This is a genomic window from Sphingomonas sp. CCH21-G11 (assembly GCF_001555965.1).
Lineage (GTDB): Bacteria > Pseudomonadota > Alphaproteobacteria > Sphingomonadales > Sphingomonadaceae > Sphingomonas.
In genome coordinates this window covers 1-18,044 of the sequence record NZ_LSHX01000029.1, presented here as the reverse complement: position 1 = coordinate 18,044, position 18,044 = coordinate 1, and the positions used below count along the sequence as shown (strand labels likewise).

The 18,044-nt window shown below is 68.5% G+C and carries 21 protein-coding genes; 5 read left to right on the top strand and 16 right to left on the bottom strand.

Going from position 1 to position 18,044, the window contains the following annotated elements; all coding sequences use genetic code 11:
• Positions 1 to 33: 33 nt before the first annotated feature.
• The 3 genes from AX676_RS06750 to AX676_RS06740 all read right to left on the bottom strand — a co-directional run bounded on the left by AX676_RS06750 (position 34) and on the right by AX676_RS06740 (position 4,045).
• The gene (locus AX676_RS06750; RefSeq protein WP_066477656.1) at positions 34 to 2,106 is read right to left on the bottom strand and encodes a S9 family peptidase; all 2,073 of its coding nucleotides are present in this window, start codon (positions 2,104 to 2,106) and stop codon (positions 34 to 36) included.
• A gap of 275 nt (positions 2,107 to 2,381) precedes the next feature.
• Positions 2,382 to 3,053: a glutathione S-transferase family protein gene (locus AX676_RS06745; RefSeq protein ID WP_066477655.1), complete on the bottom strand. Its 672-nt coding sequence runs from the start codon at positions 3,051 to 3,053 to the stop codon at positions 2,382 to 2,384.
• A 428-nt stretch (positions 3,054 to 3,481) separates the two neighbouring features.
• Positions 3,482 to 4,045 carry a TlpA family protein disulfide reductase gene (locus tag AX676_RS06740; protein WP_066477654.1) on the bottom strand — a complete coding sequence of 188 codons (564 nt, stop codon included), beginning with the start codon at positions 4,043 to 4,045 and terminating at the stop codon, positions 3,482 to 3,484.
• Positions 4,046 to 4,061: 16 nt separating this feature from the next.
• Between AX676_RS06740 and argH the strand changes: the two genes are divergently transcribed.
• From argH to AX676_RS06715, 5 genes are read left to right on the top strand one after another with little or no spacing between them, the layout of a single operon-like run.
• Entirely contained in the window at positions 4,062 to 5,444 is a 1,383-nt protein-coding gene (argH, locus tag AX676_RS06735) for an argininosuccinate lyase (RefSeq protein WP_066477653.1), read from the top strand.
• On the top strand, positions 5,441 to 5,686 hold the full coding sequence (locus AX676_RS06730; protein ID WP_066477651.1) for a hypothetical protein: 246 nt from the start codon (positions 5,441 to 5,443) through the stop codon (positions 5,684 to 5,686). The genes argH and AX676_RS06730 overlap by 4 nt, the downstream gene beginning before the upstream one ends.
• A gap of 15 nt (positions 5,687 to 5,701) precedes the next feature.
• Complete coding sequence (gene lysA, locus AX676_RS06725; protein ID WP_066477650.1) at positions 5,702 to 6,967, top strand: diaminopimelate decarboxylase; 1,266 nt, start codon at positions 5,702 to 5,704, stop codon at positions 6,965 to 6,967.
• A gap of 5 nt (positions 6,968 to 6,972) precedes the next feature.
• On the top strand, positions 6,973 to 7,734 hold the full coding sequence (locus tag AX676_RS06720; RefSeq protein WP_066477648.1) for a precorrin-2 dehydrogenase/sirohydrochlorin ferrochelatase family protein: 762 nt from the start codon (positions 6,973 to 6,975) through the stop codon (positions 7,732 to 7,734).
• Positions 7,734 to 8,690: a CorA family divalent cation transporter gene (locus tag AX676_RS06715; protein ID WP_066477647.1), complete on the top strand. Its 957-nt coding sequence runs from the start codon at positions 7,734 to 7,736 to the stop codon at positions 8,688 to 8,690. The genes AX676_RS06720 and AX676_RS06715 overlap by 1 nt, the downstream gene beginning before the upstream one ends.
• Here AX676_RS06715 and AX676_RS06710 read toward each other — a convergent pair.
• From AX676_RS06710 to AX676_RS18045, 13 genes are all read right to left on the bottom strand, one after another.
• Positions 8,662 to 9,267, bottom strand: coding sequence for a response regulator (locus AX676_RS06710; RefSeq protein ID WP_231725972.1), 606 nt, complete (start codon positions 9,265 to 9,267; stop codon positions 8,662 to 8,664). The two genes, AX676_RS06715 and AX676_RS06710, sit on opposite strands and share 29 nt — an antisense overlap.
• A gap of 57 nt (positions 9,268 to 9,324) precedes the next feature.
• Positions 9,325 to 9,891 (bottom strand): NADPH-dependent FMN reductase, encoded by a 567-nt coding sequence (locus tag AX676_RS06705; RefSeq protein ID WP_082730851.1) that lies wholly within the window; start codon positions 9,889 to 9,891, stop codon positions 9,325 to 9,327.
• A 61-nt stretch (positions 9,892 to 9,952) separates the two neighbouring features.
• A complete protein-coding gene (locus tag AX676_RS06700; RefSeq protein ID WP_066477646.1) occupies positions 9,953 to 10,351 on the bottom strand; it encodes a flagellar export chaperone FliS in 399 nt (132 codons plus the stop codon).
• Between the two features lie 2 nt (positions 10,352 to 10,353).
• On the bottom strand, positions 10,354 to 11,766 hold the full coding sequence (gene fliD / locus AX676_RS06695) for a flagellar filament capping protein FliD (RefSeq protein ID WP_066477644.1): 1,413 nt from the start codon (positions 11,764 to 11,766) through the stop codon (positions 10,354 to 10,356).
• Positions 11,767 to 11,829: 63 nt separating this feature from the next.
• Positions 11,830 to 12,966, bottom strand: a complete 1,137-nt coding sequence (flhB, locus tag AX676_RS06690; RefSeq protein ID WP_066477643.1) for a flagellar type III secretion system protein FlhB — start codon at positions 12,964 to 12,966, stop codon at positions 11,830 to 11,832.
• Entirely contained in the window at positions 12,966 to 13,739 is a 774-nt protein-coding gene (gene fliR, locus AX676_RS06685; protein WP_066477641.1) for a flagellar biosynthetic protein FliR, read from the bottom strand. The genes flhB and fliR overlap by 1 nt, the downstream gene beginning before the upstream one ends.
• 109 nt (positions 13,740 to 13,848) lie before the next feature.
• Positions 13,849 to 14,118 carry a flagellar biosynthesis protein FliQ gene (gene fliQ, locus AX676_RS06680; protein WP_082730913.1) on the bottom strand — a complete coding sequence of 90 codons (270 nt, stop codon included), beginning with the start codon at positions 14,116 to 14,118 and terminating at the stop codon, positions 13,849 to 13,851.
• Between the two features lie 4 nt (positions 14,119 to 14,122).
• Positions 14,123 to 14,872, bottom strand: coding sequence for a flagellar type III secretion system pore protein FliP (gene fliP / locus AX676_RS06675; RefSeq protein ID WP_231725974.1), 750 nt, complete (start codon positions 14,870 to 14,872; stop codon positions 14,123 to 14,125).
• 131 nt (positions 14,873 to 15,003) lie between these two features.
• The gene (locus AX676_RS06670) at positions 15,004 to 15,255 is read right to left on the bottom strand and encodes a flagellar biosynthetic protein FliO (protein WP_443025980.1); all 252 of its coding nucleotides are present in this window, start codon (positions 15,253 to 15,255) and stop codon (positions 15,004 to 15,006) included.
• Complete coding sequence (gene fliN, locus AX676_RS06665) at positions 15,255 to 15,551, bottom strand: flagellar motor switch protein FliN (protein ID WP_066477637.1); 297 nt, start codon at positions 15,549 to 15,551, stop codon at positions 15,255 to 15,257. The genes AX676_RS06670 and fliN overlap by 1 nt, the downstream gene beginning before the upstream one ends.
• A complete protein-coding gene (locus AX676_RS06660; protein ID WP_066477635.1) occupies positions 15,548 to 16,495 on the bottom strand; it encodes a flagellar motor switch protein FliM in 948 nt (315 codons plus the stop codon). The genes fliN and AX676_RS06660 overlap by 4 nt, the downstream gene beginning before the upstream one ends.
• Positions 16,496 to 16,501: 6 nt before the next feature.
• Complete coding sequence (locus tag AX676_RS06655) at positions 16,502 to 17,152, bottom strand: flagellar basal body-associated FliL family protein (protein ID WP_066477633.1); 651 nt, start codon at positions 17,150 to 17,152, stop codon at positions 16,502 to 16,504.
• A gap of 17 nt (positions 17,153 to 17,169) precedes the next feature.
• A partial coding sequence (locus AX676_RS18045; protein ID WP_197417794.1) for a flagellar hook-length control protein FliK occupies positions 17,170 to 18,044 on the bottom strand: 875 nt, incomplete at its 5' end.

Here is an 18,044-nt window from a genome sequence, read left to right as displayed (position 1 = left end):
GTGCGCCGGGGCGACGCGCTTATCGGCTGTCCGTCAATTCGCCAGTCCGAGCTGCCACAGCACGAAGGCGTTTTCCTCGGCGGCTTCCTTGAGCGATTCCCAGCGGCCCGACTTGCCGCCATGGCCCGCGCCCATGTTGGTCTTTAGCACCAGGACATGGTCGTCGGTCTTGGTCGCGCGCAGCCTGGCCGCCCATTTCGCCGGTTCCCAATAGGTCACGCGCGGGTCGTTGAGACCGCCCGAAATGAACATCGGCGGATAGGCCTGTGCGCGGACATTGTCGTAGGGTGAGTAACCCCGGATCAGCTCGAACGCGGCCTTGTCCTCGATGGGATTGCCCCATTCGGGCCATTCGCCCGGCGTCAGCGGCAGCGTCTCGTCCAGCATGGTGTTGAGCACGTCGACGAACGGCACGTCGGCGACGACGACGCCCCACAGCTCGGGGTCGGAATTGACCACCGCGCCCATCAGTTCGCCGCCCGCCGACCGCCCCGCGATCGCGATCTGACCCGCGCTCGTATAGCCCAGATCGATCAGCCCCTTCGCGACATCGACGAAGTCGTTGAAGGTGTTGGCCCGCTTTTCCAGCTTGCCGTCCAGATACCATTGCTGGCCGAGATCGTCGCCGCCGCGGATATGCGCGATGGCGAAGGCGACCCCGCGATCGAGGAAGCTCAGCCGTGAGGTCGAAAAGCCCGGCGGGATGGCATAGCCATAGGCGCCATAGGCATAGAGATAGAGCCTGCCGGTGCCGTCGCGCGGGAAATCGCGTGGGAACACGATCGACACCGGCACCTGCGTCCCGTCGCGCGCGGCGATCTTGAGCCGCTCCGTCGCATAACGGCTGGCGTCATAGCCGCTCGGGATTTCCTGGACCTTGAGGACCTCGAGCCGCCCGTCGGCGAGGTGATAGTCATAGACGGTGCCCGGCGTGACCATCGATTCATAGCCGATGCGCAAGCGGTCGATGGCATATTCGGGATTGTCGCCCAGCCCGGCGACATGGCTCGCCTCCGCAAACTCGATCGGGGTCGGCGTGCCGCCGTCATAGCGGTGGATCTCGATCGTATCGATGCCGTCGCGCCGGCCCTCGACCACGAAAAAGTCGGCGAAGGTGGTGACGCCGGTCATGTAGAAATCGGCCGACGGCGCGATCCGCTCGACCCACTCGCCCGGCGCGTCGATGCTGGCGGTCACCAGCCGGAAATTGGGGTGGGTGTCGTTGGTGTGGATGAACAAGGTGCCGTCATGTTCGTCGACATCATATTCGCGGCCGGGCAGGCGCGGCGCGACCAGGATCGGTTCGGCCAGCACATTGTCGGCGGGCAGCAGCCTCACCTCGCTGGTGACATGGTCGCCGGTCGAGATGATGATCCACTTGCGCGACTGGGTCTCGCCGACGCCGACGCGATAGCCTTCGTCGGCCTCGCGATAGAGCTCGATATCGTCCTCAATGGGCGTGCCGATGCGGTGCAGCCGGGCGTTGTCGGTGCGCCATTGCGCGTTGGCGAGGCCGTAGAGGAACGCCTTTGAATCCGCCGTCCACACGATGTCGGAGAGCATCCCGGGGATGGTGTCGGGCAGCAGCTCGCCGGTCGCCAGGTCCTTGACCTTGACCTCGAATCGCTCCGACCCGTTGGTGTCGGTGGCATAGGCGAGCAGGCGTCCGTCGGGGCTGACCGAAATCTCGCCCAGCCGGAAATATTCCAGGCCCTCGGCAAGTGCGGGTTCGTCGAGGATCAGCTGCGCCTCGCCGCCCGCGACCGGCTTGCGCCACCAGCGGCGATACTCGCCGCCCTCCTCGAAATCGGTCCAGTACAGCCAGTCGCCGTCCTTTTGCGGCACGGTTGCCTCGTCTTCCTTGATCCGCCCGCGCATCTCGGTGAACAGCGTGTCGGCGAGCGGCTTGAGCGGTGCCATCACCTGCTCGAAATAGGCATTCTCCGCCTCGAGATAGCCGAGCACGTCCGGGTCGGTGACGTCCGGGTATTTCGGGTCCTTCAGCCACGCCCAGGGATCATCGATGGCGATGCCGTGGCGTTCAAAGCGGTACGGACGCTGCGGGGCGACGGGCGGGGTGAGGGGCGGCTTGGCGTGTTCGTTCATCCCCTGCCCCTAGCGGGATGTGTGGCGGGTCGTCGAGGGGGAGCTCAATACGAGCCGAAGCCTCTCCACTCCGTCACCCCGGCCTCGTGCCGCGGTCCACCACCCCGCGAAGCACACCGCAAGCCAATTGAGGCCGGGGCCGGGTTGCAAGGCGTGTCATCACGCGATGATCTGGTGCCAGCACGTGCGGCGCGGTGGACCCCGGCACAAGGCCGGGGTGACGATCAAATTAAATGGTCAGTCAGCCGCTCGACAGACTAGCCTAAACCCACCCCTCACAAATCCAGCTTCTCATAATCCGCGGGCGGGGTGATCCCTTCCATCCGTTCGGACAGCAGCGGGCGGAAGCTGGGGCGGCTTTTCATCACCATGTACCAGCGTTTCGCCTGTTCATGGCTCTTCCAGTCGATGCCGCCCAGATAGTCGGCGACCGAGATGTGCGCGGCGGCGGCCAGGTCGGCGAGGCTCATCGTCGAACCGGCCAGCCAGGTGCGGTGATCGAGCAGATAGTCGATATAGTCGAGATGCTGGACCGCCGCCTTCATCGCATCGCGCAGCACGCGCGCGTCGGGGCTCATGCGGTGGACGATGCGCTTTTCCATGCGCTCGACCAGCAGCGGCCCGGTGATGTCGCGAAAGAACTGCGTGTCGAACCATGCGACCAGCCGGCGGATTTCGGCGCGGTCGATCGCGGTGCCGTTGATCAGCGCGTTGCGATCGATCGTTTCCTCGAAAAACTCGCAGATCGCGGCGGAATCGATCAGCACGATCTGGCGTTCGGTGTCGACCATCACCGGCGTCTGGCCGGCGGGATTGAGGTCGAGGAACTCGTCGCGGCGCAGCCAGGGGGATTCCCGCACCGGATCATAGCCGACGCCCTTTTCACCGAGCAGCAGGCGCACCTTGCGCGAAAAGGGGCAGAGCGGGAATTGAAGCAGCATCCACATCGCACCGTCCTTAACCGGCGCAACCGGGCGGGGGAAGCGGTGTAGGAAACAGAGCGCAACACAAGCCAATCGTGGCTTCGGGTTTGACCCGGGGTCCCGTTTCTGCGCCGTGGCCCAAGGCAGCGAGACCCCGGGTCAAGCCCGGGGTGACAATGATATCCGCAAGCGCGCCTATCCCGCCTCGTCACCCCGGCCTTGTGCCGGGGTCCACCGCGCGACCCGAACGGCTCCATCATCGGCGCGCTCCCTTTGCCCCGCGCATTGGCTCGGCGCCAACCGGCGAGCGACGGCGCTTTGCGGCACCGTGGACCCCGGCACAGGGCCGGGGTGACGGGAAGGTGAGGGCTTCGGGGCGATCAAATGCTCAATCCGGGACCGGCTCTCGGGATTGCCTCGACCCGGGGTGACATTGATATTTGCAAGCGCGCTTATCCGGCCTCGGCGATCAGCCTGGCGGCTTCCGCGCCGGCCCAGTCCATGCCCCCGGCGACCCGCCACACTTCGCGGCCCTGCGCGTCGTAGAGGATCGTCGTCGGCAGATTGGCCTGCATAGTGGTGCTGAACTGGAGGTCGGGCTCCAGCCACGGCTCCAGCTTCTTGAACCCGCGCGCCGCGAAGAACGGCGTCACCTTCGCCGCGCCGTCCAGGTCCTGGCTGATCGTCAGCACCCGCAAGCTGTCGCCTTCGCGCACCGCCAGCGCATCCAGCGTCGGCATTTCGGCGATGCACGGCGCGCACCACGTCGCCCACAAATTGACCAGCACCGGCGTGCCGCTGAATGCCGCGATCGTCGCCTTGCGCCCGTCGGGCGTGGCGAAGGCGAAATCGGGCGCGGCCTCGCCCTTGTGACTGCGATCGAGCTTGCCGGGCGCGGCGGCTTGCGCGATGTTGCCGGCGGGGTCCCCGGCTGCTTGCTCCGCGCCCGGCGATTGCCTATCGCAGCCGCCGGACACGAGCGCGAGCAACAGGAGAGGCGCGATCACTGGGCGCATGACAGGCTCCAATCAGATGTGGGGCGGGCGTTTCGACGAAGGCCCGTCGGCCGTGATGCGCGAGATAAATGCCTCCATCCCGTTCGACAAGCGAATGTGGCGGCAGGACATCGCGGGATCGAAGGCGCATGTCGCGATGCTGGGCGCGCGCGGGATCATCGATGCGGGCGACGCCGCGACGATTGCGGCCGGGCTGGATGCGGTGGCGGCGGATTATGCCCGCGACGGCATCGCCGACGACCTGACGCTCGAGGACATCCACATGCTGACCGAGGCGCGGCTTGCGGAAAAGATCGGCCCGGTCGCCGGGCGGCTGCACACCGCGCGCAGTCGCAACGACCAGGTCGCGACCGATTTCCGGCTGTGGGTGCGCGACGCGATCGACGCGGTCGATCAGGGGCTGGGCGCGCTGCAGGACGCGCTGATCGCGCGCGCGGGCGAGCATGCCGACAGCGTGATGCCGGGCTTCACCCACCTGCAGTCGGCGCAGCCGGTGACGCTGGGCCATCACCTGATGGCCTATCACGCCATGCTGGCGCGCGACCGCAGCCGATTTGCGGATGCGCGCGTGCGGATGAACCGCTGTCCGCTGGGCAGCGCGGCGCTGGCGGGCACGGGCTTTCCGATCGATCGCGAGATGACTGCGCAGGCGCTGGGCTTTGACGCGCCGACCGAAAACTCGCTCGATTCGGTGTCGGACCGCGACTTCGCGCTCGATTACCTGATGGCGGCGGCGCAATGTTCGCTGCACCTCAGCCGGCTGGCGGAGGAGTTCGTGATCTGGGCGAGCCAGCCCTTCGGCTTTGTCGCGCTGTCCGACCAATGGTCGACGGGCAGCTCGATCATGCCGCAAAAGCGCAACCCCGACGCGGCCGAGCTGGTACGCGGGCACGCCGGGCGCATCGTCGGCGCGCTCACCGCGCTGATGGTGACGATGAAGGGGCTGCCGCTCGCTTATTCAAAGGACATGCAGGACGACAAGCCGCCGGTGTTCGAGGCGCACGACCTGCTGGCGCTCAGCATCGCGGCGATGACCGGCATGGTCGAGAGCGCGACCTTCCGCATCGACCGGATGCGCGCGCTGGCGATGAGCGGATATGCAACCGCGACCGACCTGGCCGACTGGCTGGTGCGCGAAGCCGGCGTGCCGTTCCGCGAGGCGCATCACATTACCGGGCGTGCGGTGGCGCGCGCCGAGGCCGACGGCGTGCGGCTCGACGAACTGCCGCTCGATGCCTTGCAAGCGATCGACGCGCGGATTGACGCGCGGGTCTATGACGTGCTCAGCGTCGACGCATCGGTCGCCAGCCGCACCAGCCTGGGCGGCACCGCGCCCGACCGGGTGCGCGCGGCGGTGGCGGCGGCGCGCGCGGCGCGCGAGCAGGAGACGGCGCGATGATGCGGATGGCAATGCTGCTGGGTCTGTGTGCGCTGGCGCTCAGCGGGTGCGGTGCCCGGCGTGACTTGCGCCCGCAACAGGGCGAAAGCCTGCCGGTTGCACCCTATGGCGCGACCGCGACGCCGAAATCGCGCGACCTGCTGGCGCCGACGCCGCAACAGCGCCCGCAGCGCAGCGACGAATTGCTGCGCGATTCGGTCGAGCGCGCGCCCGATCCGTTCGAATTGCCGCCCACCCGCTAGCCCCGCCGGAGCCCGATGGACCATTTCACCTATCGCGACGGCGTGCTCCACGTCGAGGACGTGCCGCTGCCGCGCATCGCCGCCGAAGTCGGCACGCCCGTCTATGTCTATTCGCAGGCGACGTTCGAGCGCCATGCCCGCGTGTTCCGCGAGGGGCTGGCGGAGCTCGACCGCACGCACCTGGCGTTCGCGGTCAAGGCCAATCCCAATCTGGGCGTGCTCAAGGTGCTGGCGCGCGAAGGCTATGGCGCCGACGTCGTGTCGGTCGGCGAGATGTGGCGCGCGATCGCCGGGGGCATCGCGCCCGCCGACATCGTGTTCTCCGGCGTCGGCAAGCGCCGCGACGAGCTGGAGGCCGCGCTGGATGCCGGGATCGGCCAGTTCAACATCGAGCACGAGGCCGAGGGCGTGGCGCTGGCAGAGATCGCCGCGGCGCGCGGCGTGCGCGCGCCCGCGACGATCCGGGTCAATCCCGATGTCGACGCCGGCACCCACGCCAAGATCTCGACCGGGCGCAAGGAAAACAAGTTCGGCATCGATATCGACCAGGCCCCGGGCGTGTTCGCGCGGCTGTCGGCGCTGCCCGGCCTGAACCTGCGCGGCGTAGCCACGCATATTGGCAGCCAGCTCGGCCGGCTCGAGCCGCTGGAGAGCGCCTATGTCCGCATGGGCCAGCTGGTCGCCGATCTGCGCGGGGCCGGTCATGCAATCAGCCATGTCGACCTGGGCGGCGGGCTGGGCGTGCCCTATCGCCCCGGCGACGTCATGCCGACGCCGGCCGAGTTCGGCGCGATGGTCGCCCGCGTGACGCGCGGCTGGGACGTCACGCTGATGTTCGAGCCCGGCCGGGTGATCGCGGGCAATGCCGGGGTGCTGCTGACCGAGGTGCTTTGGGTCAAGCCCGGCGCGGTCAATCCCTATGTCATCGTCGACGCGGCGATGAACGACCTGATGCGCCCGGCGCTGTACGACGCATATCACGATTTCGTCGCGGTCCGGCCAAGCGGCGAGCGGATGATCGCCAACATCGCCGGCCCAGTCTGCGAAAGCGGCGATACGTTCGGCATGGGGCGCGATATCGACCGGGTCGCGCCGGGCGACCTGGCGATCTTTCGCACCGCCGGGGCCTATGGCGCGACGATGGCGTCGACCTATAACAGCCGCGCGCTGGTGCCCGAGGTGCTGGTGTCGGGCGACCGCTACGCCGTCGTGGCCGACCGCATCCCGCCCGAACGGATGATCGCGGCCGAACGCGTGCCCGATTGGCTCCAGGACGCCTGAACCCGATGCGATCGGGCCTGCCCCTCCTGATGCGGGTGGCCGGACGGCCCGTCATCCTGCTGGGCGAGGGCGAGGCCGCCGAGGCCAAGCGCCGATTGCTCGAACGTGCCGGTGCGCGGATCGTGGGCGAGGACGACGGCGGCGCGGCGCGGCTGGCGATCATCGCGATCGCCGATGACGGCGATGCGCGGGCGGCGATCGATCGGCTGCGCGCGCGCGGCGTGCTGATCAACGCGGTCGACCGCCCCGATCAGTGCGATTTCACGCTGCCGGCCATCGTCGACCGCGATCCGGTGCTGGTCGCAGTGTCGACGGGCGGTGTCTCCGCCGGCCTGGCGGCGGCGCTGCGCCAGCGGCTCGAGCTGCTGCTGCCCGCGCGGCTGGGCGATCTGGCGCAGTGGCTGGGCGCGGCGCGTGACCGGTTCGCGAGCACCGCCGAGCGTCGCCGGGCGATCGCCGACGCGCTGAGCGCCGGGGGGGCACTCGATCCGCTCGCGCCGGTCGGCCGGGCACAATTCGACCGGTGGCTTGCCGAGCCCCATGCCCCGGTCGCCGCCTTTCACGCGATCCGGCTGCGCAGCGACGATCCCGACGACCTGACGCTGCGCGAGGCGCGCTGGCTGGCCGCCGCTGATCGCGTCACCCACCGCCCGGGGGTCGCCGCCGCCATTCTGGACCGCGCCCGCGCGGATGCGGAGCGGATCGCGTGCGCCGCGCCGCCGGCCGATCCGGGACCGGGTGTGACCATAGACGTGGAGCGCGGCTGATGGCGGGCTATGCCTATATTGTCGGCGATGCCGAGGTGACCAAAGCGACGCCCGATGCGGCGATCGTGGCGAGCGGCAAGCTGGTGTGGATCCACCTGCACGAGACGACTCAGGCGGCGCGCGACTGGCTGATCAACGTGGCGAAGCTGTCCGAGCTCGCCGCGGATGCGCTGACCGCCACCGAGACGCGGCCGCGCTGCGACGCGCTGGGCGAGGCGGCGCTCGTCAACCTGCGCGGGCTGTCGACGTCGACCGACATGACGATGTCCGACCCGCTCGCGTCGATCCGGATCCATGCGCAGGGCACGCGCGTCCTGTCGGTCTGTCGCCTGCCGCTCAATGCGCTCGGCCCGGTCTGCGCGCGCGTTGCCGCCGGGGAGGTGCGCGATGCCGGCGACCTGATCGCCGAGATCGCGGTCGCGATCACCGAGGAACTGGACCCCGTGATTGCCGAACTGGGCGACGACCTCGACGATTGCGAAGAGATGCTGGACGCGCGCAAGGTCTTCGCGCTGCGCCGCGCGGTCAGCTCCGCGCGGGTGCAGGCGATCGGCTATCGCCGCTTCCTCAACCCGCAGCGGGTGGCGATCGAGAAGCTGTCGCTGCTCCCCTTCGGCTGGCTGGAGGAGGAAGACCGGCTGCACCTCAACGCCGCCGCCGATCGCGCCGCGCGCATGGCCGAAGAGCTGGAGGCGATTCGCGAACGCGCGGCGCTGCTGCACGAAACGCTGACCGACCTGCGCGCCGAGCTGATCGATCAGCGCGCGCTGGCGATTTCGGTGGTGGCGATCGTGTTCCTGCCGCTGACCTTTCTGACCGGGCTGCTCGGCATGAACGTCGACGGCATCCCCTATGCGCATGAACCCTGGGCGTTCTGGGGCGTGGTGGCGGCGTCGACTTTGGTGGCGCTCGCCACCTTCGGCTATTTCATTCGTCGCCGCTGGTTCGAGCAGTAAGCGTCTGGACGTGGCGGTTCAGCGCCTCCAGCGAGGCGGCGAGCCGGTCACGGTCGCCGCGCACCGCGGCCAGACGGTCGCGGGCTTCGCCCAGTTCGATCGCGCGGTCGGCGATCCGCGCGTCGAGCGCGGCGTTGGCCCGTTTCAGCTCGTTGAGACGGGCGGCGCGATGCAGCAGCCGCTCCATCCGCGTCGTCAGCATCTCGAAATCGATCGGGACCGTGGCGACATCATCGGCACCGATCGCCATGGCCTGACGCGCGATCGCCGGATCGGTGTACGCCGTCACGATCATGACGGGCAGGTCGACGGTCTCGGTCGAGGCGCGCAGTTCGGCCAGCACCTGAAGCCCCGACATTTCGGGCATCACGACATCGAGCAGGAGCAGGTCGAAGCGGCAGCCGGCGATCAGGTCGAGCGCGTCGGCGCCGCGATCGCACAGCACGACGGCATAGCCGGCCTGGCTGAGCCGTTCGCCCATCGCATTCAGGCCGGTCCGGCTGTCGTCGACGACCAGCACCGAGGCGGTGGGGCGGGCGCCCCGCATGGCCGGGCTGATGCGCGTCAGCTGAGTCATTATCGTATCCGTCGCGATAGGAGGCTCGCAGCCTAGCGGCGGACCTTCACGATTTGGTTAAGCCGATGGGGCGGACCCGCCCGGCAGCCGCCGCTGCGCGAAGTCGAGCATCTGTCCGACCATGATCTCGATGCCCGGCATGGCGCCGGTCAGGTCGCGGCCCGATTCGACTGTGTTGATCGCGATGCCCATCGGCGTCGGCCAGCCGCGCAGCGCGTGGACGACGGTGCGCAGCGCCTGAAGCGTCGACACCGCCGCTTGCCAGCCTGCCGCGGTGGCGACGATCCCGACCGGCAGGCCGTCGAAATACGGGCGCGCATCGTCGCGGGTCAGCTCGACGTGGTCGAGCGCGTTCTTGACCAGCCCCGACAGCGTGCCGTGATAGCCGGGCGATCCGATGAGGATGCCGTCCGCCGAGCGGATCGTCGCGACGAACCGGACGATCGCCGGGCTGTCGCTCGCGGCTTCGGGATCGAAGGCGGGGAAATCGATGGCATCGGCGGTGAGCAGCGTGGTGCGCGCGCCGCTGCGCGCGGCGACGTCGAGCGCAGCGGAAAGCGCGCGGGCGGTGCTCGAATCCGAACGAAGCGTCCCGCCGATCGCGACGATATGGGGCGTGGTCATCGGCAAGGCGCTAGCCGAAAGCCGCGCCGACCGCCAGAGCCGCGCGGTAGCGCGAAGCCGCTCAGGCTGCGCGCAGGCTCGCCCAGGCGCCGGAGATTTCGGCCAGGTCGTCGGCGGCGCGGCGGAAGGGGGCGGGATCGGTACCGAGGCTGGCCGACACGATGTCGCCGCGCATGCCGCGATAGAGCGTGGCGAGCGTATCCGCGACGCCGCCGCCGCGTTCGAAATCCAGCCCGTTTTCGAGTGCGAACAGAATGGCGACGGCGCGGGTCACGCGCTCGCTTTTCAGCGCGAGCTTCTGGTTTTCCGCAGCCCAGGCCGCCGTGCGCAGGGCGCGGATCAGCTCTTCGTACAGCAGTCCGACCAGCCCGTGGCTGTCCGAGCCGCCGACGCGCCCCGCGAGGTCGACCGCGCGATATGTGGCTTCGGGATTGCTGAGGACCGTCGCGTAGCGTGCCATGATCAATTCCGGTCCGCGTTCCAGCTGTCAATCTGTTGCTGCAGATAGGTCTGGGTCTGGCGATAGGCCGCGACGCGCGCATCCATGCTGGCGAATTGCTGGGTCATGCGCACGCGGGTCGCTTCCGCTTCCTCGAGCGCGTCGGCCTGTTCATCGCTCAGTCGCGTCTGTTCGCGGGTGTAGCGCTGTTCGCTGGCGCCCAGTCCGGTCACCCGGCTGCTGGCGGCGACGGCGATCCGGTTGATCTCGCTGCCCAGCCCGCCGATCGAGGCGAACATCGCCTCCACCGCTTCGGGATTTTCGGTGAGCACGCGCGAAAGCCGGGCGGCGTCGACGCTCAGCGAACCGTCGCGATTGGTCCTGACGCCGATTTCGGCCAGCGTTGCCGGGCCGGTGGCGGTCGACGGCAACAGCCGTCGCAGCGTCAGCTCGCGCAGCGACTGGACCAGCGAGCGCGCTCCGGGATCGGCGCGCAGCGGGCCGGTGACCGGATCGGTTTCGGTGCGGATCGACGCCTGAAGCTCGTTGATCGCGTCGACGACGTCGTTGACGGTCTGGCGCAGGCTTTCGACCGGCGGGGCGGAGTTGATCGAAACCTGGGTGCCGACGCTCGCCGAGACGAGGTCGAGGCGAATGCCCGGAAGCAGATCGGTGATGGTGTTGACCGACCGGCGCAGCGCAACGCCGTCGACCGCGACGATCGAATCGCCGGCGGTTGCCCCGATCGTGGTGCCCGCCGCGCCGACGCCGACATTGAGCGCGGCGAGCCCCGGCGCGCCCGCATCCTCGGTGGCGGTCAGCGTGAACGCCTGCGCCTCGCCGGTCGCGCCCTTGAGGATCAGCCGCGATCCCGCGCTGTCGGCGACGATCGAGGCGGTGACGCCGGCGCGCGCGGCGTTGATCGCATCGCGGATGCCGGTCAGCGACGAATTGCTCGCGTCGATGGCGATGTCGACCGGCGTGCCGGTGCCGGCGGTGAAGCCGGTCATCGCGCCGTTCGATACGGTCGCGGTGCCGAGCGTGAGGGTCAGCGTGCCGGTGCCGACCGCAGCCGCGGGATCGGCGATCGGCGCGGTATAGCTCGACTGGGCGGTCGCGAGCTGACGCACCTCGATGCTGGCGCTCAGATTCTCGATCTTGGTGCCGACGACGGGGCTGGCGCGGACGATATTTGGATTGCCGCTGGTCGGCTGGGTGGCGAGCGTGCCGCTGCGCGTCACCGAGCCGAGCGCCGAAGCCAGGTTGTTGATGCCGCTTTTCAGCGAACCGACCGCGGAAATCTGGGCGGTCAGCGTCTCGCTGCGCGCCTCCAGCCGCTGGGTCTTGATCGCGAATTGCGCCTCGACCAGGCCGTTGACCAGTTCGGTGATGTTGATGCCGGATCCGGCGCCTAGCGTGCTGGTGATCGACTCCATCTCGCGTAGTGCTCCCCCCGGGGTTCAGGCCTGTTCGTGAAAACGGCCGAACCCGCGGAATCTTTAGCTGTTTTTCTCGGTCGGCTGACCATTTTCGTCGAAGCGCGCGCTGGCCGGCACGGTGATCGGCGGCGGGGTGCCGCCGGCCGCGACGTTGAGCCCGAAGACGAAGGCCAGCACGGTGGCGATCGCCAGATACAGGTCGTCGCGGACCTCCTGGCCTTCCTTGCTGGTATAATAGACCGCGCGGGCAAGCGCCGGATATTCGAGCACCGGCACCGTCATCTCGCCCGCCAGTTCGCGGATGGCGAGCGCGGTCGCGCCGCGCCCCTTGGCGACCACCACCGGCACCTGGTCGCGGCCGCGCTCGTAGCGCAGCGCGACCGAGAAGTGCGTCGGGTTGGTCAGCACGACATGCGCTTCCTTCATCGCCTTCCTGAACCCGCGCTTCATCACCTCGCGCTGGCGGCTGCGGATTGCGGCCTTGTTCTCGGGCGAGCCTTCGCTCTCCTTGTGCTCGTCCTTCATTTCCTGCTTCGACATCTTCAGGCGATTGATGCGCCGCACGATCGCGATCGGCACGTCGATGCCGGCGATGACGACCATGCCCAGCGCCATCACGAACATCAGCAGCAGGAAGGTTTCGCCTAGCGCGCCGACCGCGCCCATGAGGTCGGAGGAGACCAGGCCGGCCATCTGTTCCGCCGACGACCATAGCATCGCATAGCCGATGCTGCCGAGCAGCACGGCCTTGAGCAGCGACTTCATCAGCTCGATCCAGCCCTGGGGACCGAAGATGCGCTTGATGCCCGCGCCGGGATTGATCCGCGACGCCTTGGGCTGGATCAGCTTCGAATTGAACCGCAGCGAGCCCAGCACCGCCTGTGCCGCGATCGCGCTGGCGAAGGACAAGGCGAGCAACCCGCCGAGCGAAGGGGCGAGCTGCCACCCGGCATTGGCGAGCGGCCGCCAGGGTTCGAAATCCTCCACATCGGCGCGGCCGAAGGTGAAGCTGGCCGCCATGACCTCGCGACAGGCGGAGAGCAGCGCGGGGCCGAGCATGAGCATCCAGAAGCAGCCGAACAGGATGACCATCGCCGACGAAAGGTCGGTGGATTTGAGGACATCGCCGTCGTCCCGCGCCTTTTTGAGGCGCTTTGGGGTTGGGGCTTCGGTCCGCTCGCCGGCCTGCTCCGCCATCAGCCGACCACCAGGGTGCGCGTGGCCTTCAGCGCCTCATCAAGGATGACGAGCATGTAGTCGCTCATCGCCGGCAGCGCGACGAACAGGCCGACGACGCCGACCAGCAGGCTGGCGGGCAGGCCGACCGCGAACAGGTTGAGCGAAGGCGCCGAGCGCGACAGCATGCCCACGATCACGTTGAGGCACAGCAGCAGGAACCCGACCGGCAGGGCCAGGAGCAGGCCGGCCAAGAACGCGTAGCCGCCGAACATCGCGATGTTCTGAAGCCGGGCGGTCGCCAGCCATGCGCCACCGGGGGGCAGGAGCGTGTAGCTTTCGACCACCAGCCGGGTGAGGATCAGGTGGCCGTCAATGGCCAGGAACAACAGCGTCAGCAGGATGCCCAGGAAATTGCCGAGCGCGGGCGTCTGTTCGCCGCGCTGCGGGTCGAGTGCGGCGGCAAAGCCGATGCCCATCGACACGCCGATCGTCTCGCTGGCGATCAGCGGCGCGGCAAACGCGATCTGGAGGATGAAGCCCAGCGCGAGGCCGACCAGTGCCTCCGCCGCGATCGACAGGAAGGTGGTCAGCGCGAAGATTTCGGCCGGCGGCTGGATGGCAGCCACGTTGAGCGTCAGGATCGCAATCGCGCCCGACAGCACGATCCGCACCTGCACCGGCACCGCGACCGCGCCGAACACAGGGGCCGCGACGAACGCGGCGCTGATCCGCACCATCACGAACAGCATCGCCCAGAGCTGCGATTCGATCGAGAGGCCGAAGCCGAGCATCAGCGTTTCTCGACTTCGCTCGAAACGAACGGATCTTGGGTGAACGGCAGCGGGCAAGGTTGCCGTTCGTTTCGAGCGAAGTCGAGAAACTTGATCCAGGCACAACTCATCACCGCACCAGGTCGGGAATGCGCTCGAAGATGCTGATGGTGAAATCGCCGATCAGCGTCAGGATCGCGCCGCCGAACACGATCAGCGACACGCCGACCACGATCAGCTTGGGCACGAAGGTCAGCGTCTGTTCGTTGATCGACGTCGCCGCCTGGATCATGCCCAGGATGAGCCCGGCGAGCAGCGCAGGCAGCAGGATGGGGGTGGCGGCCAGCGCCAGCACCCACATCGCCTCGCGCGCGACATCCATGAAGTAATCTGCATCCACGGCGCTAACTCACGAAACTGTTGGCGAGGCTGCCCATGGTCAGCGCCCAGCCGTCGACCAGGACGAACAGGAGGAGCTTGAACGGCAGCGAGATGATGGTCGGCGACAGCATCATCATGCCGAGCGACATGAGCACGGTGGCGACGACGAGGTCGATGATGATGAAGGGCAGGAAGATGAGAAAACCGATCTGGAACGCGGTCTTGAGTTCGCTGGTCACGAATGCCGGCAGCAGCACCGAGAAGGGGATGTCGGCGGGCGAGGCATAGGGGCCGCTTTTCGCCATTTCGGCGAACATCGTGATGTCCTTCTTGCGCGTCTGCTTGACCATGAAGCCGTGGAGCGCGCGGCCGCCATTCTCGATCATCTGGGTCGCGCCGATCGTGCCGGCGGAATAGGGCTGGATCGCGGTGCGGTTCACCTGGTCGATGGTCGGTGCCATCACGAAGAAGCTGAGGAAGAGCGACAGGCCGACCAGCACCTGGTTGGGCGGCGTCTGTTGCAGACCCAGCGCCTGGCGCAGCACCGACAGCACGATCAGGATGCGGGTGAAGCTGGTCATCATCAGCAGGATGCTGGGCAGGACCGTCAGCAGCCCCATGATGATCAGGATCTGGAGCGACAGCGACAGCGGCGCGTCGCCGCCGCCCAGGTCGCCGAGCGCGCGGTCGATCGCGTCGCCGACGCCCGGTGCCGCAGGCGCGGCGGGGGCGGGGACGGCCTGAGCCAGCGCCGGCTCGACGGCTGCCAGCATGACCAGCAGCGCGGCGGCAATGCCGATCCAGCGCAACCGGCGTTCGGTGCGGTCGGCCGGACGCGGGTCGATTGGCGTCATGACGTCATCGATGCGCGCACGCACGCCGGCGATCAGGCTGGCGAGGCGGTTCATCCCTGGCCCCGGTCGATCACGTTGACGCCGCCGCGGCCCACCGAGACGAGCAGCTTGCGGCCTTCAAACTCCAGCACCGCCAGGCGCAGGCCGGGCGAGATCATCATCGTTTCCTTGACCTTCAGCATCCGCTCGCCCTGCTGGCCGGGCATCCGCGCCTCCAGCTTGCGCCACAGATAGAGGCAGCCGACGAGCAGGCCGCAGACAAGCGGCAGCAGCACGACCAGCTTGAGGATATATTCCCACATCAGCGCGACAGCCGCTTTTCCGGGCTGACCAGTTCGGTCATTCGCACGCCGAAGCGATCGCCCACCGTCACCACTTCGCCGCGCCCGATCAGCGTGCCGTTGACGAACACGTCGAGCAGCTCGTTGGCGTGGCGGTCGAGTTCGATGACGCTCGCCTCGCCCAGCGCGAGCAGCTCGCGCAGCGTCAGCTGGGTCGATCCGATCTCGACGGTCAGGCGGACGTCGACGTCCTGCAGCAGCCGGAAATTCGCGGCGACCGCGCCGTCGGCGGGGAAACCGCCGGTCATGTCGTTCATGTCAGATCCTCTTCGAGCAGCGGGACGATGGAAGCGAGGCGGATGGCGGCCTTGCCATTGGCGGTGCCGATGGTGCCGGTGCCCAGGCGGTGGTTGTTGACCATCACGGGCACTTCGGGGCCGAAGCTGACCGGGATGACGTCGCCTTCCTTGAGTTCGAGCAGGCGACCGAGCGAAATGGTCGGTTCGGCCAGCACCGAGCGTACCGGGAAGCGCACGCCCATCGCGACGCGGGTCAGGTTGTTGCGCCAGCGCGGATCGGGTTCGGCCGACGGCCCGTGCACGCGCGTGTTGAGCGACACCGCGTGCGGCTTGAGCGCGGCTACGGGATAAAGGAGGTCGACCATCGTCGGCTCGCCATCGGCAGCCGCGATCCCGAAACGGGTGACGATCACCGGATCCTCGCTGTCGAGCGAGGCGAGGAGCGACGGGTTCATTTCGACATTGCCAGGTTCGAAGCCGATTCGCGTCACCGGCTCCCACGCGGTCTGCAGCACCGGGACCAGCGCGGCCGCGATCCGGCGCACCAGCGCCTCGGCGGCAGGCGAAAATTCGTTGGGCAGGGTATCCGGCGTATCGCCCAGCCCGCCAAAGAACAGGTCGAGCATCTCGAGCGTGAAGCGGCCGTCGAGCACCAGAAACGCCTGGCCGCCGCCGGGACGCAGCGTCAGCGGCACCCAGGCGGTCAGACCGGGCTTGCGTTCGGCGACATAGTTGCTGAACCGCTCGACGGTCAGCGGTTCGGCCCAGGCGCGGATGGCGCGGCGCATCATCGGCTCGAACACCCCGCGCAGCAGCCGCGCCAGACGCGCCGACAGGTGCTGGAGGGTGTGGAGGTCGCCGAACGGATTGAGGTTGTTGGCCGCGAGCGCGAGCGCATGCTCCGCCCGCGGCCGATCGCGCTCGCGCCCTTCGCTGCCCAAAGATGACGTGCCGTTAACCATGCACGGTCACTGAACAACAAAATTGGTAAAGTAGACGTTACTAACGCCGCCAAAGCCTTCTTTTTCTTCGAGCACGTCGTTGATCGCCTTGGCGAGCCGGCGCTGCAGGACCTGCTTGCCTGCCAGCGTGAACACCTGTTCCTCGTCGGTTTCGCCCAGCGTCATCAGCACCTGCGATCGAACCGCGATCTCGTGCGTCTTCAGGTTTTCGAGGACGCGATCGTCATAGGGGGTCGAGATCGCGATCCCGACCTGAACGAAATGGACGCTCTCGCGCAGATTGGCGGTGAACTCCTTGTCCATCGCATAATAGTTGGACGCATAGCGGTCGCCGCCTTCGCCCTCCGGCGTCGGCTTGCCCTTGTGCTCGGAACCGCCCGATTCCTCGCCGCCGCCGCCGCCATGGTCGCCGCCGCCTTCGCCGCCCTTGTCACCGCTCAGCGACGCGCGCTTCTCCTCCGACTTGGGGACGAGCTTGGGGGTTTCGGCCTCGGCATGTTCGGCCGCGCCGCCGCCGCCCATCAGCGACCCGCTCAGGAACATGCCGGCCGCAGCGCCGCCGCCGGTCAGCAGGATCGCGCCACCGGCGATCAGCAGCAGCTTTTTCATTCCGCCCTTCTTCTTGGGCTTTTCGGTATCGGTTTTGGCGTCGCTCATCGGAGGATCCTTTCAATTCAGGCGATTCGTTCGTCGTCAGCGGTCGCATGCGCGGCCTGCGGGTCGCGGCGTGCGTCCTGGGGTGTGGCCGGGGCGGGACGTCGGCCCTGGCCGGCATCCTGTTGTCCCGGGTTCGATCCGGCGCCGGAATGCGCGAGCCCGGACTGGGCATGGCCAGCACCATTGCCGGCATTGCCACCGCCGCTCGGCGCGCCGCCGTCCTGCTGGGCCAGGCGGATGCCGCGCGCTTCGGCCATTTCGGCCAGGCGGGGTGCGGCGTCGGCCAGCAGCGCGCGCGCCGCGGGATTTTCGGCATGGATGCGCACGCCGACATCGCGGCCCGCGCCTTCGTCAAAGACAAGCTCGACATCGCCGAGCGCATCGGGGCTCAGCCGGATACGCAGCGTCCGCGAACCGGGTTCGTCGCGAAGCGTCTCGATCCGGTCGATCATGCCCTCCATCCACTCCGCGCGGCCGGTGTCGATCGGCGGCAGAGCGCCGGTCGGCGGCGTCACGGCGGGGCGGGCGGCGGGGGTGATGGCGGGTGGATTCTCGACCATGACGTCGCTGGCCATGACGGTTTCGCCGATGTCCGCGATCTCGGCGACCGGGGCGGCGAGCGCGTCGTCGGCAGGGGCGGGCCCGGCCACGGCCGCGCCGGGCTGGGCGAGCTGGCGGGCGAAGACGCGCGCGGCGGGACCAGTCGAAGCCGGTTCGGCGTCGGGGATGGCGCGTGTCGCCTGCGTGCGCGACACCGGCCGATCGCGCGTGTCTACCGGCGCCGCGACCGTCGGAGTCGGGGTCGCGGCGGCCCGATCGGTGCGGGCAGCGGCGGTCAGTGATGTCTGGACCACGACCGCGTCGGCGGTTTCGGCCGGCGGCACGATGGCGG

Bases quoted from the DNA above. Each gene is read 5' to 3' on its own strand.
- AX676_RS06720 (WP_066477648.1), top strand. From the start codon at position 6,973: ATGCGATCGGGCCTGCCCCTCCTGATGCGGGTGGCCGGACGGCCCGTC.
- AX676_RS06745 (WP_066477655.1), bottom strand. From the start codon at position 3,053: ATGTGGATGCTGCTTCAATTCCCGCTCTGCCCCTTTTCGCGCAAGGTG.
- fliN (WP_066477637.1), bottom strand. From the start codon at position 15,551: ATGAACGACATGACCGGCGGTTTCCCCGCCGACGGCGCGGTCGCCGCG.
- fliD (WP_066477644.1), bottom strand. From the start codon at position 11,766: ATGGAGTCGATCACCAGCACGCTAGGCGCCGGATCCGGCATCAACATC.
- AX676_RS06715 (WP_066477647.1), top strand. From the start codon at position 7,734: ATGGCGGGCTATGCCTATATTGTCGGCGATGCCGAGGTGACCAAAGCG.
- AX676_RS06750 (WP_066477656.1), bottom strand. From the start codon at position 2,106: ATGAACGAACACGCCAAGCCGCCCCTCACCCCGCCCGTCGCCCCGCAG.
- AX676_RS06730 (WP_066477651.1), top strand. From the start codon at position 5,441: ATGATGCGGATGGCAATGCTGCTGGGTCTGTGTGCGCTGGCGCTCAGC.
- AX676_RS06705 (WP_082730851.1), bottom strand. From the start codon at position 9,891: ATGACCACGCCCCATATCGTCGCGATCGGCGGGACGCTTCGTTCGGAT.
- AX676_RS06660 (WP_066477635.1), bottom strand. From the start codon at position 16,495: ATGGTTAACGGCACGTCATCTTTGGGCAGCGAAGGGCGCGAGCGCGAT.
- AX676_RS06670 (WP_443025980.1), bottom strand. From the start codon at position 15,255: ATGTGGGAATATATCCTCAAGCTGGTCGTGCTGCTGCCGCTTGTCTGC.
- lysA (WP_066477650.1), top strand. From the start codon at position 5,702: ATGGACCATTTCACCTATCGCGACGGCGTGCTCCACGTCGAGGACGTG.
- fliP (WP_231725974.1), bottom strand. From the start codon at position 14,872: ATGCTGGCAGCCGTCGAGCCGGCGCTGGCTCAGGCCGTCCCCGCCCCC.
- AX676_RS06740 (WP_066477654.1), bottom strand. From the start codon at position 4,045: ATGCGCCCAGTGATCGCGCCTCTCCTGTTGCTCGCGCTCGTGTCCGGC.
- AX676_RS06710 (WP_231725972.1), bottom strand. From the start codon at position 9,267: ATGACTCAGCTGACGCGCATCAGCCCGGCCATGCGGGGCGCCCGCCCC.
- argH (WP_066477653.1), top strand. From the start codon at position 4,062: ATGTGGGGCGGGCGTTTCGACGAAGGCCCGTCGGCCGTGATGCGCGAG.
- fliR (WP_066477641.1), bottom strand. From the start codon at position 13,739: ATGCTCGGCTTCGGCCTCTCGATCGAATCGCAGCTCTGGGCGATGCTG.
- flhB (WP_066477643.1), bottom strand. From the start codon at position 12,966: ATGGCGGAGCAGGCCGGCGAGCGGACCGAAGCCCCAACCCCAAAGCGC.
- AX676_RS06700 (WP_066477646.1), bottom strand. From the start codon at position 10,351: ATGGCACGCTACGCGACGGTCCTCAGCAATCCCGAAGCCACATATCGC.
- AX676_RS06655 (WP_066477633.1), bottom strand. From the start codon at position 17,152: ATGAGCGACGCCAAAACCGATACCGAAAAGCCCAAGAAGAAGGGCGGA.